Annotated in this window: 17 protein-coding genes and 1 tRNA gene; 11 read left to right on the top strand and 7 right to left on the bottom strand. The window is 36.5% G+C overall.

Translation table 11 applies throughout. The features are described from left to right. The first annotated feature begins 152 nt into the window (after positions 1 to 152). From C502_RS0101265 to C502_RS0101235, 7 genes are all read left to right on the top strand, one after another. Positions 153 to 1,280, top strand: coding sequence for a YqaJ viral recombinase family nuclease (locus tag C502_RS0101265; protein ID WP_018677049.1), 1,128 nt, complete (start codon positions 153 to 155; stop codon positions 1,278 to 1,280). A 126-nt stretch (positions 1,281 to 1,406) separates the two neighbouring features. Continuing rightward, entirely contained in the window at positions 1,407 to 2,309 is a 903-nt protein-coding gene (locus C502_RS0101260; RefSeq protein ID WP_018677048.1) for a recombination directionality factor, read from the top strand. 88 nt (positions 2,310 to 2,397) lie between these two features. Next, positions 2,398 to 2,613, top strand: a complete 216-nt coding sequence (locus C502_RS0101255; RefSeq protein WP_018677047.1) for a helix-turn-helix transcriptional regulator — start codon at positions 2,398 to 2,400, stop codon at positions 2,611 to 2,613. 163 nt (positions 2,614 to 2,776) lie between these two features. Further along, entirely contained in the window at positions 2,777 to 3,982 is a 1,206-nt protein-coding gene (locus C502_RS0101250; protein ID WP_018677046.1) for an AAA family ATPase, read from the top strand. Positions 3,983 to 3,993: 11 nt separating this feature from the next. Further along, positions 3,994 to 4,533, top strand: a complete 540-nt coding sequence (locus tag C502_RS0101245; protein WP_018677045.1) for a hypothetical protein — start codon at positions 3,994 to 3,996, stop codon at positions 4,531 to 4,533. After that, positions 4,530 to 5,993 carry a toll/interleukin-1 receptor domain-containing protein gene (locus C502_RS0101240; RefSeq protein ID WP_018677044.1) on the top strand — a complete coding sequence of 488 codons (1,464 nt, stop codon included), beginning with the start codon at positions 4,530 to 4,532 and terminating at the stop codon, positions 5,991 to 5,993. The genes C502_RS0101245 and C502_RS0101240 overlap by 4 nt, the downstream gene beginning before the upstream one ends. Before the next feature lie 9 nt (positions 5,994 to 6,002). Then, the gene (locus C502_RS0101235; RefSeq protein ID WP_018677043.1) at positions 6,003 to 10,637 is read left to right on the top strand and encodes an NACHT domain-containing protein; all 4,635 of its coding nucleotides are present in this window, start codon (positions 6,003 to 6,005) and stop codon (positions 10,635 to 10,637) included. 50 nt (positions 10,638 to 10,687) lie between these two features. Here C502_RS0101235 and C502_RS0101230 read toward each other — a convergent pair whose 3' ends face one another. From C502_RS0101230 to C502_RS0101220, 3 genes are all read right to left on the bottom strand, one after another. Next, positions 10,688 to 11,908, bottom strand: a complete 1,221-nt coding sequence (locus C502_RS0101230; RefSeq protein WP_018677042.1) for a tyrosine-type recombinase/integrase — start codon at positions 11,906 to 11,908, stop codon at positions 10,688 to 10,690. 176 nt (positions 11,909 to 12,084) lie between these two features. After that, positions 12,085 to 12,160 (bottom strand) — tRNA-Arg (locus tag C502_RS0101225). 70 nt (positions 12,161 to 12,230) lie between these two features. Continuing rightward, the gene (locus C502_RS0101220; protein ID WP_023274470.1) at positions 12,231 to 13,589 is read right to left on the bottom strand and encodes an amino acid permease; all 1,359 of its coding nucleotides are present in this window, start codon (positions 13,587 to 13,589) and stop codon (positions 12,231 to 12,233) included. Positions 13,590 to 13,957: 368 nt separating this feature from the next. Here C502_RS0101220 and prpF point away from each other — a divergent pair, with 368 nt between their 5' ends. The 4 genes from prpF (at position 13,958) to C502_RS0101200 (ending at position 17,080) form a co-directional block, all read left to right on the top strand. Then, positions 13,958 to 15,145: a 2-methylaconitate cis-trans isomerase PrpF gene (gene prpF, locus C502_RS0101215; RefSeq protein ID WP_018677040.1), complete on the top strand. Its 1,188-nt coding sequence runs from the start codon at positions 13,958 to 13,960 to the stop codon at positions 15,143 to 15,145. A gap of 163 nt (positions 15,146 to 15,308) precedes the next feature. Continuing rightward, a complete protein-coding gene (locus C502_RS0101210) occupies positions 15,309 to 16,220 on the top strand; it encodes a polyprenyl synthetase family protein (RefSeq protein WP_018677039.1) in 912 nt (303 codons plus the stop codon). 95 nt (positions 16,221 to 16,315) lie between these two features. Further along, a complete protein-coding gene (locus C502_RS0101205; RefSeq protein WP_023274471.1) occupies positions 16,316 to 16,636 on the top strand; it encodes a hypothetical protein in 321 nt (106 codons plus the stop codon). 75 nt (positions 16,637 to 16,711) lie between these two features. Next, complete coding sequence (locus C502_RS0101200; protein ID WP_018677037.1) at positions 16,712 to 17,080, top strand: MmcQ/YjbR family DNA-binding protein; 369 nt, start codon at positions 16,712 to 16,714, stop codon at positions 17,078 to 17,080. A gap of 44 nt (positions 17,081 to 17,124) precedes the next feature. Here the strand turns inward: C502_RS0101200 and C502_RS0101195 are convergent, their stop codons facing one another. The 4 genes from C502_RS0101195 to C502_RS0101180 form a co-directional block, all read right to left on the bottom strand. Continuing rightward, positions 17,125 to 17,976, bottom strand: a complete 852-nt coding sequence (locus C502_RS0101195) for an SPFH domain-containing protein (RefSeq protein ID WP_018677036.1) — start codon at positions 17,974 to 17,976, stop codon at positions 17,125 to 17,127. Positions 17,977 to 17,994: 18 nt separating this feature from the next. Next, the gene (locus C502_RS0101190; protein ID WP_018677035.1) at positions 17,995 to 18,456 is read right to left on the bottom strand and encodes an NfeD family protein; all 462 of its coding nucleotides are present in this window, start codon (positions 18,454 to 18,456) and stop codon (positions 17,995 to 17,997) included. 183 nt (positions 18,457 to 18,639) lie between these two features. Then, positions 18,640 to 19,557: a patatin-like phospholipase family protein gene (locus C502_RS0101185; protein WP_023274472.1), complete on the bottom strand. Its 918-nt coding sequence runs from the start codon at positions 19,555 to 19,557 to the stop codon at positions 18,640 to 18,642. 62 nt (positions 19,558 to 19,619) lie between these two features. Beyond that, positions 19,620 to 20,246, bottom strand: a complete 627-nt coding sequence (locus C502_RS0101180) for a 1-acyl-sn-glycerol-3-phosphate acyltransferase (protein ID WP_023274473.1) — start codon at positions 20,244 to 20,246, stop codon at positions 19,620 to 19,622. Between the last annotated feature and the right edge of the window lie 125 nt (positions 20,247 to 20,371).

Genomic DNA, 20,371 nt, shown 5'->3' with positions numbered 1-20,371 from the left:
TAAATTCAGTTTCAGTTAAGCCTTCTACATTAGCCTAAGCATACGGTAACACCGTACAAGCACAGCAACACCTTTAGCCACATTTCCAGATGTGGCTTTTTTTATGCCCAAAATTTAGCTTTTACGATTTTACTCATACAGGAATAGTTACAATGAATAGTCATACTCAAATTCAAAACACTTTAAACCATCCACCTTTACAACCTTATTCACCAAACCTGAATCCACCCACCCAACAGCTTGAGGTGGGAACTCGAACTAAAAGTGACCGACTGAATACGCAGCCACGAAAAACCAAAGCACTCACAGCCAAACGCCTTGCCAATACTAAACAGCTCAATTATCAACAATGGCTAGAGGTCAGAAAACAGGGCATTGGCAGTAGTGATGCGGCAACCGCCTGTGGACTCAATCCCTATATGTCGATGCTAGAACTATGGATGATTAAGACAGGTCGGATGCAACAAAATATCGAGGACGAAAGCGCAGGCTATGCACCGTTGTATTGGGGCAAGCAGTTAGAGCCGCTTGTAGCAGAATACTACAGCATGCACACCAACAATAAGGTGCGTCGAGTCAATGCAGTCTTACAACACCCCGATGAAGACAAACACTTTATGCTTGCCAATCTGGACTATGCCGTGGTGGGCAATGGCGAAGTGCAAATATTAGAGTGTAAAACCGTTGGAGAATATGGCTCAAAACTGTGGCGAGATGGTGTGCCATTGTATGTCCTCTGCCAAGTCCAACATCAATTGGCAGTGACAGGCAAACAAGCTGCACATATCTGTGCCTTGGTTTGTGGGCATGAAACTAAAATCTTTAAAGTGACCCGTAATGAAACGGTGATTCAGCACATCATTAATGCGGAACGTCACTTCTGGCAATGTGTGGAATCAGGTATTCCTCCCAGTGTCGATGCTTCTGATTCAGCAGCCAAAGCCTTGCAACAACTTTATCCAGCACAAACGCCATTACTAGTAGAAGACCTCAGTCAAAATGAACAAGCCAACTATTTATTCAACCAACTGTTAGAAGAGCGACACAAAGTCGAGCAACACCAACAGTATTTTGATGAGCTGAAACATCAACTGCAAATGCTGATGAAAGAAGCTGAGCGAGCAGTGTTCACGGGTGGCTCAGTGACGTGGAAAAAATCACAGGACTCCATCAGCCTAGACAGTAAATCCCTGCTTAAACAACACCCTGAATATTTACAGCAGTTTCCACAAACTAAAGTGGGAGCACGAAGATTTCAGATTTATCCGAATGGTGGATAGGGCTGATACCCAAGTAACCCATTTCAATTTAACCAACACCCCAACCAACCGATCCCATGCCCCAACAGGTGTGGGATTTTTTTATGCCCAAAATTTTATTTATACATCTATATAGAGGAAATCACCATGATTAAAGGTCTCGCAATTACACCACCTGTTTTAGGTCGGATCAGTATCGGCAAAGTTGTAGAAAAGAACGGTAAACGCCTACCTGAAAAGGATGACCAATTCACCATTACCAGCCAAATTCAAGGCAAAGATGGTTGGGTCAAACACCCACTGGATGAACAACTTAGAGCTAAAGCACCGAACCAAAACCAGAAACTCAGAAGCATTCCAGTCCGTATGATCTTCAATGATCCTGAGCTGAATCTACGAGCTGAGTACAGCTTATTTGACCGACAAACAGGACGTTTAATCTGTTCAGGTAATGGAGAAACCAGCCAGCGACTCACTCAACAAGGCATAGAACAACATCCATGTCCATCACCCGATTTATGTCCATTGGCACAGGGTGGGTTGTGCAAGCCCTACGGACGGCTTTATGTCAATTTAGATGAATCGGATGAGTTCGGTACATTCATCTTTAGAACTACTGGTTTTAATAGCATTCGTACTTTGCTAGCACGGCTTCGTTACTATCATGCAGCTTCAGGTGACCTACTTTCATGTCTGCCATTGCAATTGACCTTGCGAGGTAAAAGTACTACTCAGAGTTATCGTACCCCGATTTACTATGTGGACTTAACTTTACGTGATGGTGTGAATCTGCAAGAAGCGATTACATCAGCCAAACAGATGGATGAAACAAGTAAAGCGGCAGGTTTTTATCAGGAGGCGTTGGATCATGTGGCACGGCAGGGCTATGGCAATGCCAGCTTTGAGGTCGGTGGTGAAGAGGGACTGGATATTGTTGAGGAGTTTTATACTGATGAAGCAAAATCTGAGCAACATCAGCAAACGCATGATTTAACTCATGTTCAGGATATTCAGAAAGGATTGCAGCAGTCGGTGCAGGCTTTGAATTGATTGGGTTGAAGCAGGACGTTTTTTCTTACAGCGAGCTCTATTATTTGAGCGAAATTGCGCTCGCATCATTGATTGGGAGAAAAACATCATGAATGCGTTCACAGGTCAAACTTTTCAGATGAATCAATTGCTTAAAATCTCACAAGTTTGTGAAATTACGGGGTTAAGTCGACCAACTATATATTTAATGATGAATCAGAAATCGCCACGCTATGATGTGACTTTTCCTAAACCGATAAAGTTATCTGTCAATCGTGTCGCTTGGTCAGCTTTAGAAATCAATCAATGGATTGAGACTAAGTAGCTAGTCGAAAATAAGTGGGAGGCGAGAGCCTCCTTATTTTTTTGATAAAAATGTGTTGTATTTGGGTGATAAATTGATTGCAGTAGTTAATTGAGCTAGGAAAGTATACTCTATGTGCTATATTGTAAAGAAATTAACAAAATTTTGTTGAATAGGCGTTTCTATGCTGCTCTATATTCGTTTTAATAATTTCTTCTCCTTTGCAGGAGAGGGAGAGTGGTCTTTTAAAGTTGGCAAACAGCCAGCTGAGTCTTTATATGATATTAATTTGAAAACTACCTATGATAAGTTTCGGTTAAATAAAGTAACTGGGGTTTTGGGAGCAAATGGCTCTGGTAAGACTCAGTTTTTAAAAGTTTTACCTTTTTTAAGTTGGTTTATTGCACGTTCTGCGAAACGACTAGAATCTAATGATGCTATTTTATTTTCTCCATTCAAAGGTACTGAAGAAAAGATATCAAATTTTGAAGTTGGATTTTTATTAAAAAACGAGGATGATTTATATGACGAGTATCGTTACGAGTTAAGTGTTACAACAAAGAAAGTTTATCGGGAAGCTTTGTATCAGAAAACTAGTCGTAGTTTTAGTTATATTTTTGAGAGAATAAATGATGAAGAAATTGTAAGTTATAAACACCGTCATTTCCTTTCACCCTCATTAGCTGATGATGCTAATACAAATGTTTCTTTGATTGCTTATGCTAACTTGTTAGACAGTCCGATAGCTAAAAAAGTTGTTCATTTCTTTAGCAGTTTTGCTTTTAATGTTCATCCAACGGGACGAGAGGAACACTCTAGCGAGGCTTTAATTGAAGCTGCTGAGTTGTTTAATGATAATGAAATTCTTAAAAATCAAGTAGAAAATTTACTGTGTAAGTTCGATATTGGAATTTCAAAGTTAAAATTTGAGCAGGTTGTTTCATTTGATTTAGATCAACAAGCTAAAGAAGTTTTAATGCCAGTAGCAATACATCAATATGGCAATGAAGAATTAAAATTCTGGTTCATTAATGAATCTAATGGCACTCGCTCTGCTTTTATTTTGTTAAGTATAATTTTGCCAATTTTACAGAAAGGTGGTTTAGCAATTATTGATGAAATTGATAACGACTTGCATCCACATCTTTTACCTCATTTAATTGATTTATTTAAATTTGAACAAACAAATCCTTATCAAGCACAACTTATTTTTAGCTGTCACACACCTGAGGTATTTAACATACTTCAGAAGCATCAAATTTATCTTGTGCAGAAAGAAAATCAAGAATCAGAAGCTTGGCGTTTAGATGATGTAGTTGGTGTCAGGGCAGATGATAATTTATATGCGAAGTACATGGCTGGCGCATTTGATGCTGTTCCAAATGTGTGAGGTTATGCATTATGGCTAGAACTCGTCACATTAAAAAAACAACACTCATCATTGTTGCAGAGGGAGCGCACGATAAAGCCTTTTTAGATCACATGAAAAGTCTTTATGACCATCGGGATTCTGGTCAAAAAGTTACGATTAATTCAGCAGATGGTGGTTCACCTCACGATGTAATTAAGACAGCAATTAAAAAGACAAGTCATGCCGCCTACGATCAAAAATACATTTTTATGGATAGTGATGTTGCTATAAAGCAGCAAGATCTAAGTTTAGCTAAGAAAAATAATATTATTGTCTTGCTATCCGAACCTTTATGTCTAGAGGGTATGTTACTTGATATTTTAGGGCAGCGAATTCCTGAAAATTCAGAGTTATGTAAAAGAGCTTTACACCCTCAATTGGCAGGACAGCCAACAGAAGCAAAAAGCTATATGGTACTTTTTCCACACGCCGTACTTAATGCTACGGAAAAACAAGCAGTTGTTGAATTAAGAACTCTTCTAATCAATGAAATGAAGAAAATTAAAAAGCATGAGGACAATAGTTCATGACGGCACCAAAGTTATTTATTTCCTATAGTTGGACTTCTACTGAGCATGAAGATTGGGTTTTAAGATTAGCTCATGAATTAACAGAGTCAGGTGTAGAAGTAAAATTTGATAAATGGGATCTAAAAGAGGGTCAAGACCCTTATCATTTTATGGAACAAATGGTTGCAGATGAGACTATTACTAAAGTCATCATGATTTGTGATAAGAAATATAAGAGTAGAGCCGATGATAGAGAGAAAGGCGTTGGTGTTGAAACACAAATTATTTCTTCAAAAATTTATAATGAGGTTAAGCAAACGAAATTTGTAGCTGTTATTGCAGAGGTTGATGATCACGGGAACCCTTTTATACCAGTATATTACTCAGGAAGAATCCATATTGATTTGAGTAATGATGATAAATATACGCAAAATTTTGAACAGTTAATACGATGGGTATTTGATAAACCCTTGTACCAACGACCACAGTTAGGTAAGCCACCAAGTTATATTTTAGAAGAAAAGTTTTCTTTGCTTGGGACTGATGCGCTAGCAAGACGATGTATAGATTTGCTCAAGAGTGGAAAGCCTAATGCTCAAGGAACAGTAAGTGAATATTTTGATACAGTGCTAGAGAATCTAAGTAGATTCAAATTAGAATATTCTGATGATTTAGAACCAGTTGATCATGCAAAATTAATTTTTAATAGAATTGAAGAGTTTAAGCAACCTCTAGAGCAAATTATTGGAGTGCTATATACAATCGCTTCACATGCCGCAAATGAGGATAGTATCTTGGCTCTTCACCGTTTTTTTGAGGGAATGTCTCAATATTTCTATCCAGATTCAAATGGAAAAACGAGCTATAGTTATAGAGCATGGGATTTTGATTTTTATAAATTTATTGGATGTGAACTTTTTCTTTATACATTAGCAATTTTTATAAAAATGGAAAAATTTTCTGTTATTTCATTTTTGTTAAATCAACCATACTACTGTTATAGAGAGTCAGGTCGTTCAAAAAAGATCAAGCAATTTGATTTTTTAAATGAAGATATTGAATCACTTAAATTTTATTTTTCAAATGCGGAGTCTCAGAATTGGATATCTCCACTTGGTGAGCTTATCAAAAGAAGATTTTCCATAAAATTTTTAGGACTGGATCATTTATGTCAGGCAGACTTTATTTGTTATTTAAATTTGATGTCTAAAAATATAGAAAGTAATGGATATGATTACTGGCACCCATCCTTACAGGTATATCACGATGGACATGATGCTTATGAAATTTTTGCAAAATCAGTTTCAAAGAAATACTGTGAAAAAATATTACCATTATTAGGTATTAACTCTACATCTCATTTGAAAGAATTATTAGAAAAACTTTCTAGTAATTCAAATATGCTTCCAAGAGTAGGGGGATGGAGAAATTTGCCTATCCAGCGTTTATCCAATTATGACTTACTTTTAACCTTACCTTAGTTTTTGAATATGCCAGAATTAAATTTTTCAAATATAAGAACTTTTGATGGGAGTAAAGATGGTGGATTTGAAGAATTAATCTGCCAATTAGCTCACCTGTGCCCTCCGGCAAATGCCCGGACCTTTGAAAGGAAAGAGGGGGCTGGTGGAGATGCTGGTGTAGAGTGTTATTGGATACTTGATGATGGTACAGAACATGCTTGGCAGGCTAAATACTTTTTAGAGAATGTTGATGATTCTCAATGGACTCAAATTAGTGATTCAGTTTTAACAGCATTGGATAAACATCCAAATATCACAAATTATTATGTTTGTATTCCTCAAGATTTACCAGATAGCCGAAAAATGGGGCGTGGAGGAAAGCAGGTCGTAAGTGCCAGAGATAAATGGAATACTCATTGTTATAAATGGGAAAAAGAAGCTCTAAAAAGAAATATGCTGGTAAATTTCCATTTTTGGGGAAAGCATGAAATTTTATTAATGCTAAGCCAACGGGATAATCCATTGTTTAATGGACGAGCAAGATATTGGTTTGATGAGTTAATTATAACTAAAGATATTTTTGAAAGAATTATTAACAGGTCTAGGCTTTCTTTAGGTGATCGTTTTACACCAGAATTTCATGTGGATCTACCTATAGCTAAAATATTTGAGGGGTTAGGTCGGACAAAAGAATATATAGAATTATTGAACTCCAATGTGTATGAGTGGCTTTCAATAGTTGGTGAGGTGGAAAAAGCTCTTTTACGTTTGGAAAGTTGTGATAAGAATTATTTTAAAGATTTAGTTAAAAATATAAGTTATCAAGATAAATGGAGTTTAATAACTACTACTATTGAAGATATAAAAAATAGTTTGAAATATAAGGACTGGTTCTCCAATCTGGAAATATATATTTCAGTATTTAGTGAAATTAAAGAATTTTGTTCTGAACTTATTAGAGTTTATCATTTTGCTTCTGATCATAAAAAAACTGTAGAAACTGTAAGAATATATCAAAATGATATTTATAAATTTAGTGATATAACAACTAATCTATTGAATTTTTTTACTGATAAAATTACTCAAGCTGCTTATACAAGGCAGTTTCTATTACATGGCGATGCTGGGAATGGTAAGTCTCACATGCTGTGTGATATTGCTTTAACGAGAATGGGTAAGGGATTATCTACAGTATTTATGTTAGGGCAGCACTATCAGGGTGGTAATCCTCTAGATTTTTTAAAAAGAGAATTAGATTTAGCAACAATAGATGATAGTACACTTTTAGGAGCATTGGATGCTTGTGGAGAAGCAGATAAGTCTAATCTTCTGATCATAATTGATGCAATTAATGAGGGGCGATTTAGTAGAGATTGGAATGACTGGTTGATCAGCTTTTTTCATCAAATTAGCCAATATCCACATATAAGTATAGTTGTCAGTTGTAGATCCACCTATCTTAACTATATATTTCCTGAAGGTTTAAGAAGTAATATTACTCAACAGGAACACAATGGATTTAAAGGGTTTGAGCATAGAGCTGCTTCGATTTATCTAAATAGACAAGGGATTGTTAAGCCATCTGTACCTATATTAGCTCCTGAATACACGAACCCCCTTTTTCTTAAGACATGCTGTAAAGCAATAAAACAAGCAGGTCTGAGTGAGTTTCCTAAAGGGTTACATGGAATAGTAAATATTTTTGAGTTTTATATTCAAAGTGCCCAAAATAAAATTTCTAAAGTTAAGGGATATAGACCGCATGAAAAGGTTATTTATAATGCCTTGCTGCGGTTAGCAGAAAAACTGTTTCCAGATAATATTTATGGGCTAAAATTTGAAGAAGCATTTGAATTAATTAATAGTGTAGACTCACGTAATGGTTCAGATAAATGTTTATATGATTTGATGCTAGAAGAAGGACTGATATCTGAAGATATTGAGTATAATGGAGTAGATGGTCAAACGAATCATAATGTGGTCGTTCGTTTTACTTTTGAAAGGTTTAGTGATTACTTAATTGCTATTAGCATAATGGCTGGCATAAAAAGTATACCTGAACTAGAAGTAGCACTTTATGAAAATTATAATTTCCAAATTCTAAAATCAAAACCGAACAGCTTTAAATTTTTAGGTATCTGGTCTGCACTTAATATTATCATAGCTGATGAATTTAAAACTGAGTTGATTGACTATTTTCCTATTGAAATTCTAAACTATTATTTTTTTAAAGAGATTTTTGTTAAGACCTTAATAAGTCGAAGCACAAGTTCATTCACTGATAGAACAATAGAAATTTTTCACCAAATTCCTAACAAGTGTTATGAAGATCATAGGATAAATATTTTATTTGCATTAGCAACAGAACCTACTCATAAATTGAATGCAGTTTTCTTAAATGATTGGCTTAAAAATATGTCTCTCTCTTCAAGAGACTCTTATTGGTCAACTTATGTGGCATATGCTGATGAAGTTGAAGAGGAACATGAAACAGAGTCCAACCTTAGAGCATTAATAGAATGGGCTTTGAGCAAAGAGATTGCTTTAGCAGAAGAAGAAAGGCTCTATTTGTGTTCTATAGCATTAACTTGGATAACATCAACTACAAATAGAAAGCTACGAGATGAGGTAACTAAGGCAGTTACTCATTTGCTTTGCTTTATTCCAGAGAGAATTATCTTATTTCTTGAAAATTTTTATGAAACAAATGACCCTTATATTAATGAAAGAGTTTACGCTATTGTCTATGGGGTTTTGACAAATCTTCAAGATAACTCTTATACATCTAAAATAAGTAAGTGGATTATAGAACATCACTTTAAAGATAAATATCCATATCCACATGTTCTATTAAGGGACTGTATTGTCAGTATATTGCTTTATGCAGAACATAAACAAAGTCTTCCTATTGATATAAAAAGAGAATATTTTTTACCACCTTATAAGCAGAAATGGGCTTTAAAAGACCCTGTTCATGTTCTGAATATTGCTGATCAAGATAAAAATGAGATTTATCACTCTGTTATGAGTTCTATGTCAGATTTTTATTGCTACAGCATGAGAGCTATTGATGAAGTTACTTGTACTGAATTAGATATAGAGGATATGAGGGTAGGATTAGATGAGAAAATAAAATTTGCAAAAGAATTACCTGCAAATTTAGCTACTGAGTTGGAAGCTTTGATTTTGGAAGAAGCAGATTATCTTTTGATGAAAAAATTAGAAGAATCTAAATTATGGAAATCTTTAAATTTTGATAAAATTTTGGAAGAAATTTCTAATAATAGAACAAAGCAGATTGTTCTTGATCCGAATCCAGAACCTAATGAAATTATTAATTTTAATAAAAAAAATAAAAAAAATGAGAAAACAAAAATACAGTTATTTTTAGAAAATAACAAAGATAAATTTAATTCATTGCAACAAATTAGAGCTAAATGGGTATTTAAATTATCTAATTTCGAAATTGTGATGCAATCAAAAAAGCAAGCTCAGCGATGGATTTATTTTAGAGCAATGCAGCTTGGTTGGAGTGATGAGTTATTTAAATCATTTGATAGAAACTTATCTTCTAATGGCGGAAGTAGACCTTTGATAGAGCGAATCGGTAAAAAATATCAATGGATTGCTTATCATGAATATTTAGCCTATTTAACAGATAGCTTCCAAGTGAAGCCCGATAGTCGTTTCCCTGAAGCAGTTTCTACTGATTTTTTTGGGGGGTGGCAACTTGGTGTAAGAGATATCGATCCAACATTATTGATTAGAAGAACAGGAGATGATGGTTGGTCAATAAATAACACTACTACATGGTGGCAACCAATTTCAATAAACTTTGCTACGAGCAATAAGATAAATGAATTACAGGAATGGCTTTGGACTGAAAAGAACTTACCGCAGTTTAATAAAGCTCTTATAGTAAAAGATGAATGCGATATAAGTTGGTATGCTTTAGCTGGTTTTGTGAAATTTAGAAAAGAGCCAAAAGTAAATAAAGATGAAATTCCATCTCAGGATTTTTGGTATAGAATTAATCCAGTTATTATATCTAATCAATTTTTTTCTGATTTTAAACAAAAGGTCTTGGGGCAGGAACTTTGTAATCCTGATTTAATTGAAACGCTACGAATAGGATATCATTCTTTTCTAGGTGAGCATTGTTGGCACCCTTGTGTAGATGATTATCTAAATGATTTATCTGAAGGTTTTGGATGTAGATTGGAGCATATAGATGAGAATTTAGAAGCCTTTTCTCCAATCTCAAAATATGAATATGAAGGTAGTACTAATGATGCTTCTGTTAAAGATGGCATAAATTTTTTTCTTCCTTCACCACAATTCATTCATTCATTAGGTTTAAAGAGAAAAGCTTTGTCTGTTAATAATTGGATTGATTCTTCAGGGCGAATTGTTTTTCAAGATCCAAGTGTTGATGAAAGTGGTTCTAGTTTTGCTTTATGCAGAAAAGATATACTTGATAATTGGTTAGAAGAAAATGATTATAGATTGATTTGGTTAATAGGTGGTGATAAAAAACTTTTTACAGAATACAATTATGATTTCTATGGCAAGTTAAATTTCAATAGCTTTTTATCTTTTGATAACAATTATATAGATGGTAGTATTTGGACAACTAAGACAGAGCCTGTCCTAGAGGATTAATTTTATAAGTAGTACTTTATAAGTCTTTTATTAAAAAGATAAGCACCAGTTTATTTAATTGAATTAAGTTTAATATTCTCACAATAATCTGCCCAAGCCTGCAACATTGCACTACGCTTCTCTAAATGCTTGGTGCGATTGTAAGCAGTTCCATGCATATCTCTGACTTTATGAGCTAGTTGTTGCTCAATCCATTCAACAGGGTACTCAAGTACCTCCTCCAAAATAGTTCTGGCGGATGCTCTGAAACCATGTCCACAAGCTTCTTCTGATGTATAGCCTAAGCGACGTAATGCCTGATTAACTGTATTTTCTGACATCGGGCGTTGCCATGAAGTAAGAGAAGGGAAAACGTATGCGCTGTTTGCCTGAGTAATTTCAGCAAGCTCTTTCAGCATTTGGATGACTTGAGTGGATAAGGGGACGATATGCGATACACCTGTTTTTTTCTTGGTTTTAGGTGGTGTGTATTCCCAACGATTTTTTTCTAAGTCTATATCTGCCCATTTTGCATGACGTAATTCACCAGGGCGAACAAAGACTAGAGGAGCAATACGCAAAGCATATTGCGTGATAACTGAACCATTATAATGATCTAGATCATTTAGAAGCTTTGCAAACTCATTTGGATCTGTGATTGCTGCCATATGTTTAATCTCAGGTGTAGTTAAAACCCCTCTTAAATCTTGTGTTACATCACGTTCACATAAGCCTAATGAGACAGCGTAACGGAAAATTTGACCACATTTAGTTTTTACCTTCTTTGCTGTTTCATGTTTGCCTTCTTTTTCGTAAATACGACAAATATTTAAAATATCCATTGGCTTTAGTTCATGGATAGGAATCCTGCCAATATGTTTGAAAATCACTTCAAATAAACGTTGTTGTCCTTTAACTGTAGCCTCAGCAAAATTCTGCTTTGTTGCCCATTCTAGAGCTACAGTGGAGAATATATTCTTATTTGCATTTAGAATCTCATTCTCAATTCTTAATTTCTCTACTTGGGGATCAATGTTCTGAGCAAGTAATGTACGAGCGTCATCACGTCGTTGCCTTGCTTCTGCCAAACCAATGATAGGGTAATTACCAAAGCTTATAGAGTTACGTTTCTTTGTATAAGGACGAGCATAGTCAAAACGCCAGAATTTTTCTCCATTCTTGGTAATCATTAAAAATAAGCCTTTTCCATCAGATAGCTTTTGTATGTTTTCAGGATCAGCTTTGGTCTTTTTTATTTTGGTATCTGTAAGTGGTACAACAACTTTTGGCATTTTTGCGGTATCAGTTTATACGGTAAAACGAGTTTACCGTATAAATTACCGTAAAGAAACATGGATTTTGGTAGATCAATAGAGACAGTTATTAACTTTTATATTAATTAAAATATTAATTTATATTGATTTTTTTCGTGTTGTATACCATATAGATACTGAATTAGACTATAAAATGGTGCGCTCAGCGGGACTCGAACCCACGTCGGTCGCTTAGGAGGCAACTGCTCTATCCAGTTAAGCTATAAGCGCATAATTTTCTGATTATAAACAAAAAAATGATTGCCGAAGCAATCACTTTTTAATTAAACCGATCAAATGCTTAGTCTTTTGTTCTAAGATTTAAAACTTTATATAGCATAAACATCAATGTGATCCAAATTGGAATCATCAGCACAGATTCTTTGAAACCTTGCTGCCACATAATGTATAAAACAACGCCAATGAAAGCTAAAACTAAATAGTTACCAAACGGTGACCATAAAGCAGGGAAGTTTGTCTTTAAATTATTCTCTTTGACCATGGCTTTAAATTTTAAATGCGTTAATGTGATCATTGCCCAGTTTAAAACTAAAGCACCAACGACCACATACATTAAATGACTAAGTGCTTCTTCTGGGACTTTATAATTCAAAATCACACAGCCAAAGATTAATAAAGCAGAAAGTAAAACTGCTGGAACTGGTACACCTTGTTTATTTACTTTGGCGAAGACCTTGGGTGCATTGCCTTGTTGTGCCAAACCAAAAAGCATACGGCTGTTGGCGAACATACCACTGTTATATACCGATAATGCCGCAGTCAGAATAACAAAATTGAGTAAATGAGCCGCCCAACCAATCCCCATTTGACTAAAAATCATCACAAATGGGCTCTTGTCTAAACCACCTAAATCAAGTTGGTTCCAAGGCACAAGTGATAATAGGATTGCTAAAGAGCCAATATAGAAAACTAAAATACGCACTACAACTTGGTTAATCGCTTTAGGTATTGTTTTCTTTGGCTCATTTGCTTCTGCCGCAGCCATACCAATCAATTCGATTCCGCCAAAGGCAAACATAATAAAGGCAAGCATATAGAACAAACCATCGAAACCATTTGGGAAAAATCCACCATGTGTCCAAAGGTTACTAAATGATGCGGTTGAGTTTGCATCAGCCGTGAAAAGCAAGAATAAACCAAATAAAATCATGGCCACAACAGCGGTGACTTTAATGATGGCTAACCAAAATTCTGATTCACCATAAAATTTAACATTGGTTAAGTTAATTGCTGTAATAATCACAAAGAAAAATAATACAGATTGCCAAGCTGGAATTTGGGGCCACCAATAATTGATATATTTACCGACAGCTGTTAATTCAGTCATTGCAACTAAAATATAGAGTACCCAATAATTCCAACCTGATAAAAAACCTGGAAACTTCCCCCAATAACGGTGAGCAAAATGACTAAATGAACCCGCAACAGGTTCTTCAACGATCATTTCACCGAGTTGACGCATGATGAGAAATGCAATTAGACCGCCAATTGCATAACCTAAAATAATGGATGGTCCAGCAGACTGGATGACTTGCGCAGAACCTAAAAATAAGCCCGTACCAATAGCTCCACCCATCGCGATGAGCTGAATATGGCGGTTTTTAAGTCCACGCTGAAGTTGAGAGGAATCGTTGTTCAAAGGACTGAGCTCGACGGAAAATAAGTGGAATATTCTAATAGATTGCAAGGTTTTAGCCTAGTAAAAGTACAGCTTGGCTATGACTGGAAAGTAGTTTTTAAAAGTTATTTAAAATCTGATATTTGAACGAATAGTAAACTGTGAGGTGTTTGGTTTTTATGCAGATAAATCCTATTTTTGTTTTTTAAACGAGACTTCTTTATGTTAGTGCCATTGTTAAGTCATTTAGTTTTACTCAATATAGCGAACGAGCTTTATCCATTCTGCTTTACTTTAATCGTATAGTCGTATGGCATTTCAGATGACTGTACGATAATTTAAGCTCACAATCTACTTGACCAAGAACATGATAAAAGGATGAAATTGACATGAGTTCAGTACCACAAATTAAAGTCCCTGCAACCTATATGCGTGGTGGCACGAGTAAGGGTGTCTTTTTCAATCTAAATGATTTACCACAAGCTGCACAAATTGCAGGCAAAGCACGAGATCAACTTCTGTTACGTGTGATTGGAAGTCCTGATCCATATGGTAAACAGATTGATGGTATGGGCGGTGCAACTTCAAGTACCAGTAAAACGGTAATTTTGACAAAAAGCTCAGAACCAGAACATGATGTAGACTATTTATTTGGACAAGTTTCGATTGATCAAGCTTTTGTCGATTGGAGTGGTAACTGTGGCAATCTGACAGCAGCTGTAGGCTCCTTTGCTATTTCAAATGGTTTAGTTGATGCTGATCGAATTCCTGAAAATGGAATTTGTACGGTACGCATTTGGCAAAAGAATATTCAAAAAACCATTATTGCACATGTCCCTGTGACCAATGGTCAAGTTCAGGAAACCGGTGATTTTGAATTAGATGGGGTGACTTTCCCCGCAGCAGAAGTTCAAATTGAATTTTTAGACCCTGCCGATGATGGTGAAGAGGGTGGGGATATGTTTCCTACAGGAAATGTTGTTGATCAATTGGTGGTTCCAGATGTTGGAACATTCCAAGCGACATTTATTAATGCAGGTATTCCAACGATTTTCTTGAATGCTGAAGATATTGGTTATCAAGGGACAGAATTACAAGATCATATCAATGGCGATGCCGCAGCTTTAGCTCGTTTTGAAAAAATTCGTGCTTATGGTGCAGTACATATGGGTTTGATCAAAGACATTTCGGAAGCTGCTGCACGTCAGCATACGCCTAAAATTGCATTTGTTTCAAAACCAAAAAGCTACACCTCTTCAAGTGGCAAAACTGTTGAGGCAACAGATGTTGATTTATTGGTACGTGCATTGTCTATGGGCAAATTACATCATGCTATGATGGGTACAGCAGCCGTGGCGATTGGAACGGCAGCAGCTATTCCGGGTACTTTAGTGAATTTAGCAGCAGGGGGTGGCGAACGTGAAGCAGTTCGTTTTGGTCATCCATCAGGCACTTTACGTGTCGGCGCTCAAGCAGAATTCATCAATGGTAAATGGGCTGTGAAAAAAGCAATCATGAGTCGTAGTGCACGTGTTTTGATGGAAGGTTGGGTTCGTGTACCGGGTGATACTTTCTAAATGCTAATTTAATCCCGTGAATAAAGCCTTCATTTGAAGGCTTTATTATTTTGAAGTTATTCAAAACACAAAAACAATTTCTCTAAATAAATGATGTTATGATGTTGTCATTCTGGCATTTTCTTGTCAGTTGATCCTTTCATTAAAATTTCCCGAGGCAATCGTGTCATCTATTTCTCAAGTTAATGCGGATGTTCTACAACAAGCTCAACAACGTATTCAACAAGATTTATTGACAGCATTGGCTGCATTTTCCATTCCTGAACCATTAAAGTCAGCCGTTCATCATGCGGTGATGTTGGGGGGGAAACGTGTCCGTCCAGCGTTATGCTACGCAGCAGCTTCGTTACAGTCGAACCACAATTTTGCGGCGGCGCGTCGTGCTGCTGTTGCTGTTGAGTTAATTCACTGTTACTCGTTGGCGCATGATGATTTGCCATGTATGGACAATGATTTGCTTCGCCGTGGTCAGCCAACGTGTCATGTTGCATTTGGTGAGAATACAGCATTATTGGCAGGCGATATTTTGCAGTCAATGGCATTTGAGATTTTGGGAAGCCGTTTGTTTGATGAACAGGGACAGGGCACAGATGCAGCAGTTGTCTTGAAACAAATGCAGATTTTAGCGACAGCCAGTTCGAGAATGGTCAGTGGTCAGGTCTTAGATTTGCAGGCTGAAGGCAAACAAGTTGATCAAACTGAATTAGAAAATATTCACCGTAATAAAACGGGTGCATTGATTCAAGCGGCAATTATGATGGGTGCTGTGACAATTTTTGCAGGGACGGATCAGGCAATTCCTAAACTACGTCAATTTGGACAAAGCATTGGTTTAGCTTTCCAAGTTCAAGATGATATTTTAGATATTACGGCAAGCACTGAAATTTTAGGTAAAACTGCAGGTAAAGACGAGCAAGTACAAAAATCTACTTATCCCGCATTGATGGGCTTGCAACAGGCTCAAGCTTATGCCCAAAATTTACATGATCAAGCCTTTGAAGCATTGGCATATTTTGGTGATGATGCCAAAGAATTAGTTGAGATTTCACAATTCTTGTTAGCACGGAAAAGCTAAGATATGCTCTATAATCTAGGGGCTTAGGAATTAATAAGTATTTTCAAGATTGAGGTATTTGTCGAATTTTTACAGTTTGATTTAGGTGGAATGTGATGTACATGCTCAATGTTCAGATCGTTCGATTTGTAGATTCCTCTTTTCCTGGTTGGGTTGAGTGCGTATTAACAGATAGTTCAAATCGAGAATGGTTGTTTATTGATAAAGTACCTATATTTACAGATCAAAACTTACATGAAATGAGCCATTATCCACAACAAGGAGTGATTGCTTGCGAAATTATTCGCATATGGGTTGAATCCGATGGGCGAAAGCGTTGCATAATCACGACTGAAATACCTTGGGGTATTGCAGCACAAGATGGTAAAACTGAGTTTGAGGTATTTTATGATCAGCTCAGATTTGAGAAAGAATGAATAGAAAATAATTCAAAGTTTATTTATAGCAACGAAATATTTTTATAAGTATTCATAACAATAGGATACGGTTTTATGAATGAAGATCAACTAGAACAATTGGCACTGGAGTATGGACAAACACTTGCTTTTTCGATCCAGTCACAACCTTTTGGTCCAGATTGTGAAGTGTTTAAAATTTTTGACAAGATGTTTATGTTGATTGGTTCTTACTCAGGAAAATTGATCATCACTGTAAAATGTAAGCCTGAAAAAAGTCTAGAATATCAAGAACTCTATGCCTCAATTTCAGCGGGTTATCATATGAATAAAAAGCATTGGATTTCGATTGCCAGTAATTCAGATATCACAGCTGATTTAGTTCAGGATCTCATTCAAGATTCTTATGATTTGATCGTAAAACAGCTACCAGTCAAAGATCGAAAATTGATTTTGAATCGTTAAAATAAAAGCAGCATTATCGCTGCTTTTATTTTTAGAAGTAACAGTTAGTGTTTACCCATAATTCCACGAATTGCATTGAGTACATCTGCTGGAAGTACCACAGTTTTTGCGTTGCTTGATTTAGATAGATCCTGCATCGCTTTCACATATTGCTCACCGAGTAAGTAAGCGACAGGGATTTCTTTGTCACCAACAGCACTCGTTACCATTTCAATGGCACGTTGAGACGCTTCAGCAAGTACTACTTGTGCTTCGGCATCACGACGAGAGGCTTCCAAACGACCTTCTGCGCTCAAGATAGCTGCTTGTTTTTCACCATCTGCTTTGGTTACGGCAGCACGACGTTGACGTTCAGCCGCCGCTTGTTCTTCCATTGCCGCTTGCATTGTGTGAGATGGCTGAATATCTTGAATTTCAACTGTTTTAAGGGTGATGCCCCAATCTGAAATATCATCAGAAATGGCAGCTTTTAATTTTGCTTTAATATGATCACGTGAAGATAAAGCATCATCCAAATCCATTTCACCGACAATTGATCGTAGTGAAGTCTGAACTAGATTTTGAATCGCCCAGATATAGTTTTCAATCCCATACACAGCTTTTTCAGGTGTGGTTAAATTGATATAGGCAACGGCATTCATCACTAATACGGCATTGTCTCGGGTAATCACTTCTTGTGATGGAATATCTAAAACAATATCTTTGGTCGTGATTTTATAAGCCACTTCATCAATATAAGGAATAACAAAATTCAGACCAGGACCTAAAGTGGTATGGTATTTACCTAAACGTTGCACAATCCATTTATAACCTTGGGGAACAATACGAACCCCTTTAAAAATAGTTGTACCAATAAAAGCTAAAAGTGCTAAGACAACAATAGTACCGACAGACATTGGAAACCCTCTTTATGTTTATGAGTTGCTATGCGGTTGAACGACTAAATCATTACCCAAAATATCAATTACTCGAACGCGATCACCGACTTGTACTGGAACAGCACAACGGCAATTCCATTCATCAGAACCTAAAACAGGCATCGAAAAACGGACGATAATTTGCCCATGATTCAGTCCCGTTTGAATGACCATACCCACTTGACCGATGGTTGCTTCACGAGGAAGCCCTGCTTTGGTTTTATCGATAGAAAGTGGTTTGATAAATTTGAACCAAAGAATCGTACATAAAATAGATAAAATCCCCCAAGTAATCACTTGGGTGGTAAAGCCCATCATTGGGAAAAGCCATAGTAAAATGCAGACCATCACTGCTGCTATACCAAACCATAACGCAGCAAAAGCGGTCAGAATCAATTCTGAAAGAATCAGTAAAATTCCTAATACAAACCAGTGCCACGGCTCAACTACAAATTCCATAGATTTGCTCACATCATTAAACTGAATGGAGGTGAAAAAACATTCACCTCTAGCACTCTAGCAGATCATTATCTTGATGAATATACAATGATTGTTTTTTTAGAATTTAGGGCTGGTGGTCATCAAGAATCTTGCTCAGATGGCAAGTAGCGATCAAATACCAGTAGCCCTTCAAGATTATTTTTAGAATTTAGAACGAGAAGCAGGTTTAAAAGCAGCAGGGGATTTCTTAAATGCTGTAATCGCATTTTGAATTGCGGTAATCTTTGCTTGAGCCGATTTTTCACCTTCTAAGATCGCTTGATTACTTGATTTAAGATCAAGCACACCTAAATGACCTACTTTAGGCTGGATCACCACATTCGCTTGGCTCAATTCTTCATTAATACTTTGTTGTCCCATAATATTAATGGTTTGGTCTAATAATCCCCACATGCTTAATGGTTTGTCACCAGTTGGGCGTGCAGAAATATCAACAGCAATCACAATATCAGCACCCATATCTTTCGCTGTTTTAACAGGAATTGGACTGACTAAACCACCATCTACATATTTAGTATTCCCAATCACCGCAGGGACAAAGACGTTTGGAATACTACAAGAAGCCCGTACTGCTTGACCTGCATTCCCTTTAATAAACTCGGCTTTTTTACCATTGTCTAAACGTGTCGCTACAGCAGCAAAACGAATTGGGAATTTCTCAATTGGTTTATTGCCGACTTGGCTGTTCACATAGTTTTGCAGTTTTTGACCCAAAATAATGCCTTGGCTATTCAACGTTAAATCACGTAAGTCTGATTCTTGTAGTTTTAATGCAAGATTCTGCATTTGATATGGTGTTTGACCACTGGCATAAATACTGCCCACAAAACTACCTGCGCTAGTACCTGTGACAATTTTCGCTTTAATCCCATGTGACTCTAACACTTTAATCACACCGATATGGGCAAAGCCTTTTGCACCACCGCCACCTAAAGCCAATGCAATGACAGGTTCACGTGCTTTAATCGCTGTTGTTGGGGGAGTTTTCTTTGCGGTTTGATCACAACCAAATAAAGCTAAGCTAAGAAGTGCAAAGCAAGACAGTCGAGCAATTTTCATATGAAATGGAGATAAAATATACAAAAAGATGGTCACATCAGAGCAGATTTACCCCTAATTTTCTAGTTCTTTTTCACAAGTTTTTGTAATGGTTCTGCAAGCCAGTGTGGATTCTTGGGAGAGAAATGACCGACGTAACGTTGCATGATTTGTTCAAGATCATGTTGATAATGACCTGTTGGCGTGAATGCACCTAAGCAGTAAATGATCTTGTGATCATAGTCAAAGGCAAACATCACAATTGGAATTCCCGCTGCATGGGCAATATGATAGAAACCACTTTTTATTTTTTCAGCTTTTTTACGTGTTCCTTCTGGTGCCATACCCACCCAAATTTTGTCATATTTTTGAATGGTTGCGACCACTTGTTCTGTCAGACCATGCGCACTATCTCGATGAACAGGAATGAGACCCGCCCAATCTAGAAGCGGCTTAAATGGTGGTTTAAATAAAGTATCTTTGCCGAGAACGGTCACTTTTAAACCAAGACCACCAATCGCTAGAAAACCATACCAACCGTCAATATTTGAGGTATGGGGAGAAATAATTGCAACCGCTTTGGCTAAATTAGGAATTTCGCCTACCACTGTCCAACCTTGAGTTAGAAACAGTTTTCGACACAAGGCTCGGCTAAATGCTGTCCCACGTTGAGGAACTAAAGGAGGGAGATCTGGAAAATATTGTGACATAAATTCAGAATTATGATGACAACTACAATTGATGTTAAACATTCATGACATACACTGCATTGGCAAAAACTAAGATTTTATTGCCAGATGAATGAAAGGATTGGATACTTAAGCCCCCTTATTGT

Source organism: Acinetobacter tjernbergiae DSM 14971 = CIP 107465, from assembly GCF_000374425.1.
In the GTDB taxonomy this organism is placed as follows: domain Bacteria; phylum Pseudomonadota; class Gammaproteobacteria; order Pseudomonadales; family Moraxellaceae; genus Acinetobacter; species Acinetobacter tjernbergiae.
The sequence above is the reverse complement of the archived record's forward strand: the minus strand, read 5'-3'. Positions and strand labels throughout refer to the sequence as shown.

Coding starts and splice junctions, on each gene's coding strand:
- prpF (WP_018677040.1), top strand. CDS start 13,958: ATGAGTTCAGTACCACAAATTAAAGTCCCTGCAACCTATATGCGTGGT.
- C502_RS0101185 (WP_023274472.1), bottom strand. CDS start 19,557: ATGAAAATTGCTCGACTGTCTTGCTTTGCACTTCTTAGCTTAGCTTTA.
- C502_RS0101250 (WP_018677046.1), top strand. CDS start 2,777: ATGCTGCTCTATATTCGTTTTAATAATTTCTTCTCCTTTGCAGGAGAG.
- C502_RS0101180 (WP_023274473.1), bottom strand. CDS start 20,246: ATGTCACAATATTTTCCAGATCTCCCTCCTTTAGTTCCTCAACGTGGG.
- C502_RS0101235 (WP_018677043.1), top strand. CDS start 6,003: ATGCCAGAATTAAATTTTTCAAATATAAGAACTTTTGATGGGAGTAAA.
- C502_RS0101190 (WP_018677035.1), bottom strand. CDS start 18,456: ATGGAATTTGTAGTTGAGCCGTGGCACTGGTTTGTATTAGGAATTTTA.
- C502_RS0101240 (WP_018677044.1), top strand. CDS start 4,530: ATGACGGCACCAAAGTTATTTATTTCCTATAGTTGGACTTCTACTGAG.
- C502_RS0101255 (WP_018677047.1), top strand. CDS start 2,398: ATGAATGCGTTCACAGGTCAAACTTTTCAGATGAATCAATTGCTTAAA.
- C502_RS0101260 (WP_018677048.1), top strand. CDS start 1,407: ATGATTAAAGGTCTCGCAATTACACCACCTGTTTTAGGTCGGATCAGT.
- C502_RS0101205 (WP_023274471.1), top strand. CDS start 16,316: ATGTACATGCTCAATGTTCAGATCGTTCGATTTGTAGATTCCTCTTTT.
- C502_RS0101265 (WP_018677049.1), top strand. CDS start 153: ATGAATAGTCATACTCAAATTCAAAACACTTTAAACCATCCACCTTTA.
- C502_RS0101245 (WP_018677045.1), top strand. CDS start 3,994: ATGGCTAGAACTCGTCACATTAAAAAAACAACACTCATCATTGTTGCA.
- C502_RS0101195 (WP_018677036.1), bottom strand. CDS start 17,976: ATGTCTGTCGGTACTATTGTTGTCTTAGCACTTTTAGCTTTTATTGGT.
- C502_RS0101200 (WP_018677037.1), top strand. CDS start 16,712: ATGAATGAAGATCAACTAGAACAATTGGCACTGGAGTATGGACAAACA.
- C502_RS0101230 (WP_018677042.1), bottom strand. CDS start 11,908: ATGCCAAAAGTTGTTGTACCACTTACAGATACCAAAATAAAAAAGACC.